We start from the raw sequence: 15,107 nt of genomic DNA, 5'->3' as shown, positions 1-15,107 counted from the left end.
CCCGGGGATACTTATGGCAGCCGGCAATGGAAGTGTTACGGTTAGAAGGACGCAACCCTACTATGGCCCAACAGAAGATGTAGTCATTTCGACTCGTTCCATTACCTTCGTAAGAGTACTTTCCTTCGAATGAAGAAGCTATCTGTTATCATCCCTGCTCAGAATGAGGAAGGGACAATCCAGGCAGTCATTCATGAAGCCCAAAAGTTAAAACCCTATGAGATCATCGTTGTAATTAACGGGTCCACTGATCGTACATTTGATCTCATATCAACACTGGATTGTAAAGTTATTCAGTTTCCCGAGCCTCTAGGCAATGATGTTGGCAGAGCTGTTGGTGCCTATTATTCAACTGGGGATTTTTACCTTTTTTTGGATGCCGATATTGTTATAAAAGGTGAAGAACTCATGCCCTTTGTTGAAGCGATGAACCGTGGGGCACAGGTTGCTTTTAATAACTTGGACTGGTCTGGAGCTCTCCCTATTCGCCCACATATCACAACCGTTGCGAAGGTCGCTTTTAACTGGATCACAAGAAGAATACAATCCGTTAATTCTCTTTTAGCCGTGCCTCATGCAATTAGCAAATATGCAGTCGATTCTATCGGTTTCTGGAACCTTGCTGACCCTATAGTAGCCCAGACATTACTTACAGAACTGCAAGTCTCCATGGTTACTCCAGCCTCTATTGATGTTATCACTCGAAATCGTCTTCGCCCCATTCATTTTACCAATCACGTTCATTCCCCCTATCCGATTACTACCGATCGAATTATCGGAGACCACCTTGCTTCGATTCATCATTTAATTGTGCAAAAGGGACCACGTTGCGGTTTCCATGATGGATATAAAAATCGACAACTGGTGCAAAATTATGTACCCCAATACAACCTGACTAAAGCGAAAAGAAGTGCAGTTATCCCTGTCACGAAAGAAAAAGAAGGGATTCAGGCAGTCATTCAATCGGTTCAGCTTGCGGGTGTTGATGAAATCATCGTCGTGGCTAATGGCTCAGATTCAGAGACTATTGAAATTGCCAGAACCGCAGGAGCTATCGTTATAACTTTTCCCACCCCGCTTGGTCATAATGTCGGTCGTGCTATTGGTGCAGCTATCAGCACTGGTGAAGTAGTTCTGTTCGTCGATGGCGATTTTGCTATTCCTCCTGCTGACCTGGTGCCATTTATCCAGGCGATCGAAAATGGAGTAGATGTTGCTTTGAATGATTTGCAGTCGCTCCTGGATAAATTTCATCCTCTGGATATTATTAGTGCAGTTAAATACTTCCTAAACCTATCTGTGAAGAGGCCCGATCTTCTCAACAATTCAATGACCGCAGTCCCACATGCCATGCACCGAAGAGTGATTGACTCAATAGGCTTTGACAAATTAATGGTCCCTCCACTGGCACAGGTTCACGCACTGTTAGCTGGATTTAACGTGAACGCCGTACACTATGTTGACGTGATAAAACCGAATCGCATGCGAGACGATCATACAATGAACAATAGTTATACTTCAGCTTTTGACCGTATTACCGGAGACCATATAGAAGCTCTCCATTATCTTTTTCAAGTAACCAATAGTCGTGGTGGCTTCAGTGATGGTGAACGATACCGTTCTATCTTAACGACATTGAGGGGGGAAAAATAGGTTGGATTCTCCACATCAAGACATCGCAATTATTGGACTTGGTTACGTTGGTCTACCATTGGCAGTGCACATAAGCAGTATTGGCTATCGAGTACTCGGGATCGATAAAGACGTTTCAAAAATTGACTCCATTAAAAAGGGAATAAGCTATATTCCGGATGTTTCTTCAAATGAACTTGCATCTCAATTGGAAAAGAAAATGATGATCGCTGTGGTACCAACCGAACAGGTTGCAGAAGTAGATACCGTCATTGTGACTGTGCCTACCCCTGTAACAAAAGATGAAAAGAAACCTGATTTAAGTGCTTTGATCAGTGCAACACAGTTTATCAGCAAATATCTTCGGAGTGGTCAAACAGTTATTTATGAAAGCTCAACCTATCCTGGCACGTTAGAGGAAGTCATCCTTCCCATCCTTTCCTCTTCAGGATTACAGGTTGGGATTGACTATCATTTAGGCTACTCTCCAGAGAGAATTGATCCGGGAAATACAGCATTTCACTTGAGCCAAATCCCCAAAGTCGTGAGTGGACAAACGCCTGCTTGCTTGGAAAAAGTGATTGGACTTTACAGCAAAGTATTTGAGACAATCGTTCCTGTCAGTTCTCCCAAGGTAGCAGAAATGTGCAAAATCTTCGAAAATATCCAACGTCTGGTTAACATATCGCTCGTTAATGAAATTAATACCATTTGTTCAGCAATGAATGTTAATTTTCGTGAAGCATTGGCTGCGGCCTCTACCAAGCCTTTCGGTTTTACCCCATTTTATCCTGGTCCAGGGATTGGGGGGCATTGTATACCAGTTGATCCACTTTACTTTCAATGGAAAGCAAAAGATTTTAATCTCTCCAGTGCTCTCATTGAAGAAGCACTTAGCATCAATGCAAGAATGCCGAAAGAGATTGTCAAACAAATAGAAGAAATGCTTCCAAAAAAGAATGAGAAACACAATTCAACGATTCTCCTTATCGGTCTTACCTACAAAAGAGATGTAAATGATGTGCGTGAGTCGCCTGCTATCGAGGTTTTTGAATTATTGCTGCAAGAAGGATACAACGTCCTCTTTCATGATCCACTGATCCCTGAATGGACGATTACCAACCAAAAACGTGTTTCACAGTCGCTCACTCGGGAGCTTCTTCAGCAGGTAGATATTGTTGTTATCTTAACAGACCATACTCGAGTGGATTGGAAGATCGTTTTAGACAATGCAAAACACCTGATTGATACAAGGGGCGTTTATGCTGACTGGCAGGAGAGTGATACGATTTGACGATTGAGATGAAACAACGGTGTCTGGTTACGGGAGGCTCTGGTTTTATCGGCTCTCACCTGGCTGAACGACTCCAACAATTGGGCCATACAGTAACGGTTCTGGATAATTACAGCCGTGGACAGAGATCGTATTGGGATCAAAAGAGAGATGGTATCACGTATTTGGAAGGCAGCATTCTTGACGAACAACTGATTGGTCGTCTGGTCCCATCTCATGACGTAGTGTTTCACCTGGCTGCCATACTTGGTGTAAAAACAACAGTCACCCAGCCACTGGAGATGATGGAAAATAATCTGTTTGGAACGCTAAACATCCTGAAACATGCCATGCCCCAGCAAACAAAAGTTATTTTTGCCTCGACTTCAGAGGTATATGGAAAAGGAACTCCTCCCTTTTCAGAAGAAAGCGATCGGCTCTATGGGCCAACTTCGAAAATGCGCTGGAGTTATGCGGTTGAAAAAACATTTGAGGAAACGCTTTGCCTGGGTCATGGTTTGCGTGGATTGCCAGTGACCATTCTTCGTTACTTCAACGTTTATGGACCACGCGCAAAGGTAGGGCCTTATGGTGGAGTGATTCCCCGCTTTATTCAGGCTGCTCTCGAAGGAGCACCGATTCAAGTTTATGGTGACGGAACACAAACCCGTTCATTTACCTATATTAGCGACGCCGTAGAAGCGACCATTGCAGCAATGAGTGCTAAAGCGAATCAGGAAATCATTAATATCGGCTCCACACATGAAATCAGTATTGCTAAGTTAGCCTCCATCATAAAAGAGAATACAGCTACAACCTCCCCTATCAAAAATGTGCCTTTTGAGGATGTGTATCCAATCGGGTTTGAAGAAATTCCGAACCGTGTGCCCGATCTTGTAAAGGCAAAAAAATTGCTTGGATATGACCCCAAGGTATCATTAATGGAGGGAATTCGTCTTACAATCGAGTGGTTCCAAAACGATATATTGTCAAGAGCGGAGTGATACATTCGTGCTTTCCTCCAATAAAACACTATCGATAATTATCCCGGCTTGCAATGAGGAAGCGACACTCCATGGTGTTCTTGAATCATGCAAAGCATTACATCCAAAGGAAATTATCGTAGTTGCCAATGGGTGTAGTGATCGTACCGAAGAGATTGCAAAAAGCCATGGGTGCATGCTCATCAGTGAACCGTCTCCTCTTGGAAATGATGTCGGAAGAGCTGTTGGTGCCAAACAGGCTACAGGCGATGTATTATTGTTTCTGGACGCCGATTTTGCGATTGCTCCTTTGGTTCTGCAAAATTTCCTGCGGCCCATTCTATTCGGAGACAGAGATGTCGTATTGAATGACTTTAACGCGTTTTTTTATAAGAAACACCGTCCACATACAATTACAGTATGGAGACAGGTGTTTAATGAATTGCTGGATAGAAAAGATTTGAAAATCGACTCAATTCTCTCCGTCCCGCATGCAATGACCAGAGAAGCCTTACAAAAAATCGGAGTAGTTGCTTTAGCAAATCCTATATTGGCTCAGGCAAGAATGATCAAACAAAACTTATCAATTGCCCATGATACTAGCATTGATGTTATTACCCCAAACCGGTTTCGACCGCTGGAGCATGGGCACACAGTTCCCGGATTGCCCAGAGCGGAAAAAAGGATGATTGGCGACCACGTTGCGGCATTGGCGGAAGTTTTTGATAGCTCTCGAGGTGGCTTTAGCGACGGGGGACGGCGAAGAGACATCATTTCACAGATACAGTCAGGACAATACCCACTCCCTATTACTTCACATGGGTGGGGCGTTACAACACAGTTGTACAAGGAGAAACAATTATCGGTAATAATTCCTGCTCAAAATGAAGAAAAGACGATTGGTGATGTCATTACACAAGTAAGAAAAATTGAACCCTTTGAAATTATCGTAGTAGTGAACGGTTCAAGTGATTCAACAGCACAAATCGCCACAGCACTCGGTGCCAAAACGCTTGTCTTCCCGGAAGCATTGGGTAATGACGTTGGCAGATCTATTGGCGCAAAGATCGCAACAGGTGATATTCTTCTCTTCCTGGACGCAGATTTTGCGATCCCGCCGAAAGACCTTTTTCCGTTTTGCCAGGCAATTGTTGATGGGACCGATATTGCGTTAAATGACCTCGATTATTATCTGAATCTAAGTTTTCCTTTACACATGGTAACTGCATGCAAATATGCAGTAAATCTGGCATTGGATCGTATCGATTTAGGAATTGGATCAATGGTTGCTGTCCCTCACTCACTGAGTAAAAAAGCATTACAACAGATTGGTTGGGTCCCTCTGCTCTCTCCCACAATGGCACAAGTGAAGGGAGTTCTTGCAGGGCTTTCTGTTCGAAATGTATACACCGTTGATGTTGACTTGCTGAATCGAATCCGTCCTCAACAACATTTTGCACTGCAAGGGTATGCCCCAGCAGTTGAACGAATTATAGGTGATCATGTGGAAGGAATCACCTATCTGATTTCCCAACGAGGGATAAGAGGCGGCCTGTACGACGGGATGCGCAACTTAAGTCGGCTCCAACAATAGAAATATAGGTAAAAAGGGCAACGGACGGCGAACTTTGCACCGTCCGCTTCTTTATTTTTCGCCTTTATGCTTCGTCTTTGATTGCACCCACAAGGAGAAGCGTTTCCTTTGTTCCCGGATTTTTAAGACCATGTTTCTTTCCTACTGGAAACTGGTAAAACGTTCCTGCTTCTCCCACATATATATTCTCATCGATCGCAGCTTCCAAGATTCCCTCCAGGACGTAGACAAACTCTGTTTTATCTGGATGAACATGAAGTGGATAAACAGCTCCCGGTTGAAGCTTGACCATTTTAAACGTTCCATTCGCTCGTTCAATTAACTCTTGGGCAAAAATACCATCAATCGGCATTGTTTTCCATATCCCATCATGAGTTTTCGTTTCGTACATAATACAATTCCCCCATTTCTGTGAAGTACATCTAGTTCATCACAGATTCATGCTTTTTTCCGTGAGGCATATCACTCTGCCGTTGTAGAAGAATTTTTTGTCATATTTATTTTCGATGGAAAAAGCCAAAATATCTTTGTCGTTAAATACGTCTATGGGAGGATTACGATGGCACAACAAGTTGATGTGAACAAACTGAAGCAAGCAGAAGCTGCATCCGCTCTAGCAAAGAGCATGATTACCCAAGCAATTGAGCAATCCTCGGCAAATCAAGTGCTTGCCCAAGAAGCTTTGAAACAAGCTTCTCAAGAGATCACCCAGGTTCAAACGATGATTAGCGAGGTACAAACACAATTTCAAGCTAAATCAAAATAGTACTTGATAAGCAAAAAACCCTTGGTTCACTGAACCAAGGGTAACCTTTGCTACTCTTACATAGAAAGTGTTTTATTGTTGCCTTCTTCGATATTTTGATCCTCAGCTACATTCGGCTTGCGCAGGTTGAATTGCGCTTTCAAGCAGAAGTATACGAGTGGCAAGATACCGACTACAAGGAAGATGGTATCTGGCAATGCACGCACCCACAGAAGTTTTTGCACAAGTGGATCGAGGTAGAAATCAAATGAACGTGATGCCCAATATCCTTGTTCGAATGCTGTTTCCATTTGTAAGAATCCTACTGGTAACAGGGTAATGATTACCATACCTGCAAGACCAATATTCAATCCCCAGCAAGAGATACGAAGCAATTTGTCGTTCCATGCTTCTGGTTTCACGATGTTACGCAAGGAGTACAAGAGTACTGCAATCGCAAACATACCGTATACACCCATCATCGCTGCGTGACCGTGTGCTGGTGTCAAGAATTGACCGTGTTCGAAATAGCTTACTGCCGGCAAGTTGATCAAGAAACCAAGAACACCTGCACCTATCAGATTCCAAACTGCTGTAGAAATCAAGAAACGGAAGGAAGCTGTGTAAGGGAAGTTTTTGCCCCCGTCTTTCATCATCTTGTATTGCTCATATGCTTCTAGGATTAACAGTGTTAACGGAATTACTTCAAGTGCAGAGAATACCGCACCAAGTGCAATCCAGATTTCAGAAGAACCGTTATAGTAGTAATGGTGACCGATACCGATTACACCACCACCGAGAAGAAGTGTGAATTGGAACAACAAGGCACGAACAGTAGAGCTCTTTGTAACAAGACCCATACGAACCATCAAGAAACCAATAACAACAACGGCGAATACTTCGAAGATACCTTCAACCCACAAGTGGATGATCCACCAACGCCAGTAATCAGCCATCGTGAAGTTGGTACCTGGGTTGAACATGAATGCGAAAAGATAGAAGAGTGGTACTGCAATGGATGCGTAGAACAATAAGTGTGTAAGACCACCCTTGTCAGTTTCTTTCTTCAATGCACTCTTAATTGCACGGAATACGATGTACAACCAGATCAACATACCAACAACAAGAACTACTTGCCAGATACGACCTAACTCAACATATTCCCATCCTTGGTGACCAAAGAGGAACCAGGCATTACCCAATTTACCGTTGACACCAAGCCATTCACCTACCATACTGCCGCCAACAAGAACTACCAAAGCACAGAACAGGATATCTACCAACAAACCTTGACGTTTTGGCTCTTTACCACCTACAAGTGGAGCAACGTAGATACCCATACCCAACCATGCAGTTGCAATCCAGAAGATCGCTAATTGCAAGTGGTACGTTTTTGATAAGCTGAATGGGAAGAGTTCAGCAATCCATTTCATTCCGAAGAAGGAGTTTGGCTCCAGGTAGTAGTGAGCTAACAAACCACCAAACATGGATTGGATGAAGAATAAAAGAATTACAACCGTGAAGTATTTACCTGTTTTTACCTGACTAGAAGTCAAAGGCAGTTTATTCACATCGAATTTCGGGAAATTCCCCTCTTCGTAAGCCTCTTGCATGAAAAGCTTGTAGCGATTGTAAAAATAAAGGATTAGACCGATGAAAAAGATTAGTAATGTTACACTCACACCACTCCAAAGTACAGCGGAGTAAGACATGGTGTTACCAGCATCTTCATAATAAGGCCAGTTATTTGTGTACGTGATGGTATCACCGAAACGTTTGGTACTAGACAACCATGCAGTCCAGAAGAAGAAGTCAGAAATCTGAGTGATTTGATCTCCTGCGCCTACCCATGCACGATTATCTGCAGGCATATCATCTTCTTTGATGAGTCCTGGTTTAATCCCTACATAGTCACCTTCTGTAAATACTTTTTTGTAATAAGCACGAACTTGTTCATGACCAAAAACTTGAGCATCTGTTAATGTAAGTACCTGTTTTGATTCGTCGTAACGATTTTCACGCATTTCTGCAATTACTTTATCTTTGATCAAAAGTTTTTGCTGATCATCTAACTCAGCGAATGCTTTTTGATGCTCTGCATTAGCGTAGAAGTTCTGCATTCCTTCCGTGTAAATCTTCAATGCTTCTGCAGTATAGTCAGGACCTAAGTAGGAACCGTGTCCGAGAACAGTACCATAATCCATTAAGCCATATTTTTGGAATACTGCCTGCCCACCAACGATTTGTTCTTGTGTGGAAATGACAGTTCCTTTGGAATCTACTACCTGTAGAGGGCGTGGAGCCATATCTTTAAAAATCCAAAATCCCCCTAAAATCAAAACGGTGAAACTAATGATAATAGTAAAAATTAAAGTCCCTTTGAGAAACGAATTCTGCGTCCCAGTTCGCGTTTGGGAGCCTGTTTCTACCTTCATGGTAACCTCTCCTTTCGTTGATGCTTAAATCATAATTGGTTTGGAGAGGCGTTTTTGTGATTCATTTCACATAAATATAAAATTTCTACCGTTCAAATAGTGTATTTGTTACAAAATTAAAAACTCTGAATATATAAGGGTTTTCCCACCACTAACATATCCTGAGTTTCTATGAACTAGATCACATTTTATGATGTTGTTTTTTTGACAATATTTATTTGTAAACTACCTACTTGTGAAACCAGCAGTTCTTCGTACTTCTTTTGCGCCAGCATGTTAACTTCTTTCATCCCGGCTTTTGGATTGGCTTCTTTTACTTTAGCAATGATATCTTGCTGAACTTTATTTACGACGACAATCCGTTGATATTGGGATTTCTGTTTTGACCAGAACTGTTTATCCCCGTATTCCTTGATCAGTGCCTGTACTTTCGGGTTGGCAGTATACTCTGCTTTTACTTTCTCTATTTCCTTGGCCACTTCTAGTTCGGACGCCTGGTGTCCTTTTTCTTTACCCAGCATTGCCATTGCACGCAAGCGGATTACCTGTGTCAACAACGAATTGGGATGCAATGCCTCCTGCTCTCTGGTTTCCCACAATTTCTTTACACTCTCTTTTTCTACGCCCGAATATTTAGCAAGGTCTTTTTCCAGCATCAAGGCAATTTGAATACGATTAATCACTTGATAGAAATAGATATCCTCTACCGTGATCGTCTCTCCATTTACTGTAGCGACAACATCCGTATGTGCAGCAGATGACTGGGGTTGTGCCCCTTCTATCGAAAATCTAATCTCTTGCTCTACGCTTTCATTGCCTTTTTTCAACTGGGTAACCGCAATCCACTCGCCACCCATAGGCAGCACCACATTAGCTACATATTCACCGTTTCCTTGTTCAGTAAAGGCAACTTCAACCGTTCCGTGATCCATCTTTTTCATTTCGAGTGTCGCAGTTACTACCAAACCAGTGGCAGGTTGATTGTCCTGTTTGACGATGAGTGTCATCGGAATCTCCTGTCCTGCCGTAAACTTCTCAGGAACCTGAATCGTTGACTGATACGATGGCTTGGAACCACATCCTGCGAATACAAAGGCAAAAATCATCAATAGACAAAATAGTCTCATCTTCATTGTGTTTTTCCTCCTAAAGACAATAACTCTATGAATTCTGGTGTGTCATATTTTTTCATTTCACCGTTTTCCAGAAATGCTACATGTGTACACACCTGTCTGATCTCATCCATATGATGGGAAGAAAACAAAATAGTCTTATTCCTCAACGATTTCAAGATGGCAAGAATTTCTGTCCTTCCCATCGGATCAAGTCCACTAGTCGGCTCATCTAGAATCATGATAGGCGAGTCAAAATAAAGCATGATTCCTAACCCCAATCGTTGCAGCATTCCCTTGGAGTAGCCACGAATCAGCTCAAGGCGATGCTCCCACAAATTCACCATCTTGAGGCATTCTTCCATCCTCTGTTCATTTACTTTGGGATTGTCGACACTTGCAAAGAACCGGAAGTTTTCTTCACCCGTAAGCTGGGGATACAACTGGAATTTCTCAGGCAAGTAGGCAACATGCTTTTTCCACCCCTCCTGCTTGTTTGAAAAACCGCTTAATGTAATCTCACCTTGTTTTACTGGCAAGAGTCCCAACAGCGAGTGAATCAATGTCGTCTTCCCTGCTCCATTGCGGCCCACAAGCGCACAAACTTCATTATTGCCAATGGATAGATAAACATCCTTTAAAACTTGCTTGTTGCGATACGATTGAGTCAACCCTTTTATTTCAATCATTATCTTTCACTCCTTACTCGTAGCCAAATCCCGAGACAAACAAAGATGCTTGGCAAAACTACGAGGTCAACCAGCAAAAATTTAGCCGGAGACATCCACACGAGTTTTTCCATTATTCGGGACATATGCTCGGTGGAGAAAAGACCAACTGACGTTTCCAAATAGAAATGAATCGTGTGTAGCGGGTGCAAGAAATATGCCCAGGAGAACAGCATAATGTTCTCGTTTGTGACAGCAGGCAAGAAATAAAGAAACGCCAGATCTATGAAAAACACAAAGAAAAACCAGACAAAGATATTTGCTCCCACTAACTGCATCCGTGTGTTGCAGATACTGCCCAGGAACAATCCAATCTGATTAAAGATGAACAGCAAGCTTCCTACTGCGGCCAGAAAAACGAGAAAGCTTTGGACATGAAAAGAGAGCAACAGCTTCATCGGCAGTGCGAAAATAAAAAACCAACCGAGGAATACAGCCAATGTAATGCATTGCACAGCGAGGCTTTTTTTGAGGTAAAAACTAAGGTACGACTCTTTCTTGGTTAATAAAATGGTTAATGTCTTCTGCTCTCGCTCCTGCATAATAGCAATTGAGGCCAAAAACATGCTTAACAACGGAATTAAATAGACATTCATCTCGTACAAGGAAAGCAAGAACACCTCGAAACCTTCCTCTGGCGGAAGGGAACGCGATTGAAGCAGGATAAATAGTGAAACGAGCGCAACCATGCCAAGCGACAACCAGATGCCTTTTCCTCTTGATTGCTCTCTCCACTCTTTCTCGATGTAGGTCATACGTTCTTCCTCCTGGAATACTTGTAAATGTTTGTAGAAGCGAGCGTATTACTATGATTATCGTCACTTGCTTGCATCATCATACCAAGCAAACTTGTTAAACCCACCCGACACAAGCTATCGCTGGTCGACGTAACACAACATCAGTGTTGTACCGTCGACACTCGCACTTCCTATGCAGCGTCGGGCGAGGCCCCAAACTTATAAATTCTTTACAACTAAGAAAAAGCTCAGGAATAATAAGGATGGTAGCTTTCCTTATTTTCCTGAGCTTTTTTGAGCCTGAAATCTATTTTTCTATTTCCCTTGATTCACGATCTTGATCTCTAAACTACTCATTTGAGAAACTAACAATTCTTCGTATTTTTTCTGAGCTAGCATGTTTATTTCTTTCATTTCTGCTTTTGGGTTGCCTTCCTTGGCTTTGGCGATCATATCTTGCTGTACCTTGTTCACCACTACAATCAGTTGATATTGAGATTTCTGCTTGTTCCAAAACTTTTCTTCCCCGTATTCCTTGATACGTGATTGAACAAGCTGATTGGCGGTATACTCTTTTTTCACCTTCTCAATTTCCTGATTCACTTCTTGCTCTGTCGCCTGGTGTCCTTTTTCCTTACCAAGCAGAGCCATCGCACGCAAACGGATAATCTGTGTCAAAAGAGAATTCGGATGCATTGCTTCCTGCTCCTGTTCTTCCCAAAACTTCTTCACAGCCTCTTTTTCTGCATCGGACGATTTCGCCAGATCCTTTTCTCTCATCAGGTCGATTTGAATTCGGTTAATCACTTGATAAAAATCAATATCTTCTGATGTAATCGGCTCGCCATTTATCGTAGCAACGACTTCTGATTGTGCTTGCGGAGCCGTCGTTTGTTCTCCACTTTTGGCTGGTTGTTCTGTACATCCAGTTGAGAAAACGAGCAAAGAAAGACTCGCAATCAGCGTACACAGTATCTTTTTCATGGTCGTTATTCTTCCCCTTTTATCGTAAAACCAATTTCTTGTTCTACGGTGTTATTCTCTTTCTTCAATTGAGTAACAGCGATCCATTCGCCCCCCATAGGAAGCTGCACGTCTGCTACATATTCGCCGTTTCCTTTTTCGACAAAGGTAACATCAACCGTTCCATGATTCATCTTTTTCATTTCCAAAACTGCTGAAACCGTAAGCCCTGTTGCTGGTTGATTATCCTGTTTCACTTGCAGGCTGATCGGTATCTCCTGCCCTGCACTAAATTTCTCGGGCACTTGAATCGTTGCCTGGTATGCAGGCTTGGAAGAACATCCTGCGAATACGATAGACAGTATCATCAGCATGAAAAAGAGCAACTTCTTCATTACTCATAGCCTCCTAAAGACAACAGCTCCAAAAACTCTTGGGTCTTGTATTTTTTTATTTCTCCATTCTCCAAAAAAGCTACATGTGTGCAAACCTGCCTGATTTCATCCATGTGATGAGATGAAAATAGAATGGTTTTGTTCTGTAAAGATTTCAAAATTGATAGGATTTCTGTTCTTCCCATCGGGTCAAGTCCACTTGTCGGTTCATCCAAAATCATGATTTGCGAGTCAAAATACAGCATAATTCCTAAACCAAGGCGCTGCAGCATTCCTTTGGAGTATCCACGAATCAGCTCAAGACGATGCTCCCATAGGTTCACCATCTTCAGACACTCTTCCATCCTTTGTTCATTTACTTCGGGATTATCGATACTTGCAAAAAAACGAAAGTTCTCATCACCTGTTAGCTGCGGATATAGTTGAAATTTCTCTGGCAGGTAAGCGACATGCTTTTTCCATTTCTCCGTTTTGTTCGAGTAGCCGCAGAGTGTAATCTCCCCTTGTTTCACAGGTAAAAGTCCCAACAACGAGTGAATCAGAGTAGTCTTCCCTGCACCATTACGCCCAACAAGAGCACATGTTTCATTCTCAGAAATGACAAGACTGACATTCTCCAACACTTTTTTATTTTGATAGGATTGAGATAACCCTTTGATTTCAATCATTACACTTTATCCCCCTTGCTACGGAAGCGGATCGCCAGTTCGAATGCTACCACCATCAAGAGTACACAGTCAACCAACAAGAAATTAATCGGTGACGTCCAAACCATTTTTTCCATCAACCGGGAGAGATGATTGAGAGAAAACAATCCTAACGTTGTTTCCAGATAAAATGACAGCGTGTGCAATGGATCGAGAAAATACAGGATGGAGAACATGAATATGTTGTCTTTGTTCACAGACGGTAGTGCGTAAAGAAAAATGAGATCAATCAGGAATACCAGCAGAAACCAAGTGAAAATGTTGGCACCCACTAACTGCATTCTCGTACTGCAAATGCTGCCAAGCAACATTCCGATTTGGTTAAAGATAAGCAACAGTATGGATATTGCTAAAAGAAAACCCATGAGAGATTGCAAATCAAATGGCAAATACAATCGAGACGGTAAGGAAAACAAGAAGAACCATCCGATAAAGATCGCCAGGGAAACACACTGTACAGCGATACTTTTTTTCAGAAAGAACTGGCGATACGATTCTTTTTTGGTTAACAGGATCAGTAGCGTTTTCTGTTCCTTTTCCTGCATAATTGCAAAAGAGGCAAGAAACAGGCTGAGCAAAGGCAGCAAATAGACGCACATTTGATAAACGGAAAAAAGAAATACCTGATATCCCAATTCTGAGGGGAAGGAACGGGATTGCATCAGTAAAAACAGAGAGAGCAAGATGACGACACTAAGCGAAAGCCAAATGCCTTTTCCTCTTGATTGCTCCTTCCACTCTTTCCATATATAGATCATGCTTTATTTCTCCCCCATCTGTAATAACTTGATGCCAGCAGCAAAAGCAGGAGCAATACGATCCAGCTATTCCCTGTGAATGAACCTTTATTATCTCGAATCAACGGATACGAATCCTCAAACATGACTTCCTGATTTTGCAATAGCTCGTTCATTTTCTCGTAGACGCCAAGAGCTGGACTGTTGATAAACAGGTAAATCAACTCATTCTCGCTGACAAGCTTATACAATGACGAAGAATACTTAACTGGATCATCGCCGATTCCATTCTGATCCAGATCGATCAGCGGGAACTCAGATCCCCAGAAATTCCCCTTGTCATCTTTACTCCACTGATTGCTTTTTCCTTCACCCAAGCGAATAACAGGCACTGTATTATGAAAGAATTGGTTTTCGGTAAAAATCTGTTTGTTCGCACTTGACCAGATTTCCACCCCAATCTGATTATTCGAGAGTTGATTGCCTTTGATGAAGCCGTTGTTGGCGTCATCGATGTAAATGCCACGTAAATTTCGATAAAACTTGTTATCAGTTATTTCCGTATCTTGAGCGGATTGTAGCAGCACACCAAATGCTTGGGAACTATTATGAAAGGAAAACTCATTTCCTTCCAATTTGGTTCCCCGTGCAATCATAATGGCAGCTCCACCCTCATTTTTGGTAAAGTGGTTGTTACGAAAGTTGTTGTAATGAGCATACATGTAGTGGACACCGTACCTCGTATTCTGGACATGATTCCCTGTCAGTTCGTTCTTATCTGAATAGAATACATAAATTCCGTCACGCCCACCGTCAACATAACAATTTTCTACTTTATTCTCATTTGAATGGACTATCTGTATCCCATTTCCTTGATGGGCGATATCCAGTCCACCTTCTCTACCTACCTCGCCTTTTACTTTTACATTGCGAATCAGGTTGTTATGAGCATTTTTCAAGAACATTCCGTGATAGGAATCCGAAATTTCAATGTTCTCAATGATGTTATTGGATGAATTCACCTTCACTGCCGCATATTCTTCACGTGAATTCATGCTTTTGCTTC

The 15,107-nt window shown here is 42.3% G+C and carries 15 protein-coding genes; 5 read left to right on the top strand and 10 right to left on the bottom strand.

All coding sequences use genetic code 11. The features are described from left to right. Positions 1-129: 129 nt before the first annotated feature. Genes ACPW7N_RS26055 through ACPW7N_RS26040 form a run of 4 tightly spaced genes read left to right on the top strand, consistent with a single transcriptional unit; the run spans position 130 to position 5,482 of the window. Positions 130-1,653, top strand: a complete 1,524-nt coding sequence (locus ACPW7N_RS26055; RefSeq protein ID WP_425654770.1) for a glycosyltransferase family 2 protein — start codon at positions 130-132, stop codon at positions 1,651-1,653. 1 nt (position 1,654) lies between these two features. Then, positions 1,655-2,926, top strand: coding sequence for a nucleotide sugar dehydrogenase (locus ACPW7N_RS26050; protein ID WP_425654769.1), 1,272 nt, complete (start codon positions 1,655-1,657; stop codon positions 2,924-2,926). 8 nt (positions 2,927-2,934) lie between these two features. Further along, positions 2,935-3,909, top strand: a complete 975-nt coding sequence (locus tag ACPW7N_RS26045; RefSeq protein WP_425654772.1) for an NAD-dependent epimerase/dehydratase family protein — start codon at positions 2,935-2,937, stop codon at positions 3,907-3,909. A 7-nt stretch (positions 3,910-3,916) separates the two neighbouring features. Then, on the top strand, positions 3,917-5,482 hold the full coding sequence (locus ACPW7N_RS26040; RefSeq protein WP_425654768.1) for a glycosyltransferase family 2 protein: 1,566 nt from the start codon (positions 3,917-3,919) through the stop codon (positions 5,480-5,482). Between the two features lie 64 nt (positions 5,483-5,546). Here the strand turns inward: ACPW7N_RS26040 and ACPW7N_RS26035 are convergent, their stop codons facing one another. Then, positions 5,547-5,873 (bottom strand): cupin domain-containing protein, encoded by a 327-nt coding sequence (locus ACPW7N_RS26035; protein ID WP_425654766.1) that lies wholly within the window; start codon positions 5,871-5,873, stop codon positions 5,547-5,549. Positions 5,874-6,041: 168 nt separating this feature from the next. Here ACPW7N_RS26035 and ACPW7N_RS26030 point away from each other — a divergent pair, with 168 nt between their 5' ends. Further along, on the top strand, positions 6,042-6,248 hold the full coding sequence (locus tag ACPW7N_RS26030; protein WP_425654764.1) for a hypothetical protein: 207 nt from the start codon (positions 6,042-6,044) through the stop codon (positions 6,246-6,248). Positions 6,249-6,304: 56 nt separating this feature from the next. Here ACPW7N_RS26030 and ACPW7N_RS26025 read toward each other — a convergent pair whose 3' ends face one another. From ACPW7N_RS26025 to ACPW7N_RS25985, 9 genes are all read right to left on the bottom strand, one after another. Beyond that, a complete protein-coding gene (locus ACPW7N_RS26025; protein ID WP_425654763.1) occupies positions 6,305-8,662 on the bottom strand; it encodes a nitric-oxide reductase large subunit in 2,358 nt (785 codons plus the stop codon). A gap of 188 nt (positions 8,663-8,850) precedes the next feature. Then, a complete protein-coding gene (locus tag ACPW7N_RS26020; protein ID WP_425654762.1) occupies positions 8,851-9,795 on the bottom strand; it encodes a FixH family protein in 945 nt (314 codons plus the stop codon). Beyond that, positions 9,792-10,463: an ABC transporter ATP-binding protein gene (locus ACPW7N_RS26015; RefSeq protein WP_425654761.1), complete on the bottom strand. Its 672-nt coding sequence runs from the start codon at positions 10,461-10,463 to the stop codon at positions 9,792-9,794. The genes ACPW7N_RS26020 and ACPW7N_RS26015 overlap by 4 nt, the downstream gene beginning before the upstream one ends. Then, entirely contained in the window at positions 10,463-11,257 is a 795-nt protein-coding gene (locus ACPW7N_RS26010) for an ABC-2 transporter permease (RefSeq protein ID WP_425654760.1), read from the bottom strand. The genes ACPW7N_RS26015 and ACPW7N_RS26010 overlap by 1 nt, the downstream gene beginning before the upstream one ends. 297 nt (positions 11,258-11,554) lie before the next feature. Continuing rightward, positions 11,555-12,223, bottom strand: a complete 669-nt coding sequence (locus tag ACPW7N_RS26005) for a SurA N-terminal domain-containing protein (protein ID WP_425654759.1) — start codon at positions 12,221-12,223, stop codon at positions 11,555-11,557. A 5-nt stretch (positions 12,224-12,228) separates the two neighbouring features. Then, a complete protein-coding gene (locus ACPW7N_RS26000; protein ID WP_425654757.1) occupies positions 12,229-12,597 on the bottom strand; it encodes a FixH family protein in 369 nt (122 codons plus the stop codon). Beyond that, positions 12,597-13,265 (bottom strand): ABC transporter ATP-binding protein, encoded by a 669-nt coding sequence (locus ACPW7N_RS25995; RefSeq protein WP_425654755.1) that lies wholly within the window; start codon positions 13,263-13,265, stop codon positions 12,597-12,599. The genes ACPW7N_RS26000 and ACPW7N_RS25995 overlap by 1 nt, the downstream gene beginning before the upstream one ends. Further along, positions 13,265-14,062 carry an ABC transporter permease subunit gene (locus tag ACPW7N_RS25990; protein WP_425654754.1) on the bottom strand — a complete coding sequence of 266 codons (798 nt, stop codon included), beginning with the start codon at positions 14,060-14,062 and terminating at the stop codon, positions 13,265-13,267. Before ACPW7N_RS25990 ends, ACPW7N_RS25995 begins: the two co-directional genes overlap by 1 nt. After that, on the bottom strand, positions 14,059-15,107 hold a 1,049-nt coding region (locus ACPW7N_RS25985; RefSeq protein ID WP_425654751.1), incomplete at its 5' end, for a NosD domain-containing protein. The genes ACPW7N_RS25990 and ACPW7N_RS25985, both read right to left, overlap by 4 nt.

Origin of the sequence: Brevibacillus nigriterrae, from assembly GCF_049846925.1 — a bacterium.
Classification (GTDB): Bacteria; Bacillota; Bacilli; order Brevibacillales; family Brevibacillaceae; genus Brevibacillus_H.
Note: the sequence above shows the minus strand (reverse complement) of the source record. Positions and strands in the feature narration are given on the sequence as shown.